Consider the following 619-nt stretch of genomic DNA (forward strand, 5'->3'; position numbering starts at 1 on the left):
ACGAACTCATGCCAAACGGCGAGCAACAGCGCGCAATGCGTCGTTTCGCTGGGTCGTGTCGTTTTGTATTCAATAAGGCCTTGGCGTTGCAACAAGCTCGCTACGCAGAAGGCAAAAAGAAGGTGTCTTATGCCGATTTGTGCAAACACCTGACCGAGTGGCGTAAAAGTAGCGAAACGCCTTGGCTATCTGAAACCCACTCTCAAGCTCTGCAGCAAGCCCTCAAAGACGTAGAGCGTGCCTATAAAAACTTCTTCGAGAAACGCGCCGGTTTTCCACGCTTCAAAAAGAAAGGCCAGTCCGATAGTTTCCGCTACCCGCAAGGCAGCAAATTGGATCAGGACAATAGTCGAATCTTCCTGCCCAAGTTAGGTTGGATGCGCTACCGCAACAGCCGCGAGGTGTTGGGCGTGGTAAAAAATGTCACCGTTTCCAGTAAACAAGGTAAATGGTACGTCTCCATTCAGACCGAGCGCGAGGTGGAAACGCCGACCCATCCATCGACCGCCATCGTGGGTATCGATATGGGAATTGCCCGTTTTGCCACCCTGAGCGATGGCTCGTATGTCGCTCCGCTCAATCGCTTTAGACGCCAAGAGAAAGCCTTGGCAAAGGCGCA

General features: G+C 52.5%; 1 protein-coding gene. It reads left to right on the forward strand.

The window, feature by feature from the left end; genetic code table 11:
• Nucleotides 1–619 (forward strand): RNA-guided endonuclease InsQ/TnpB family protein (locus AC2UZJ_RS12520; protein ID WP_486950456.1); only part of this gene is annotated, 619 nt, incomplete at both ends.

This window comes from Paenalcaligenes sp. DL 309, assembly GCF_057475285.1.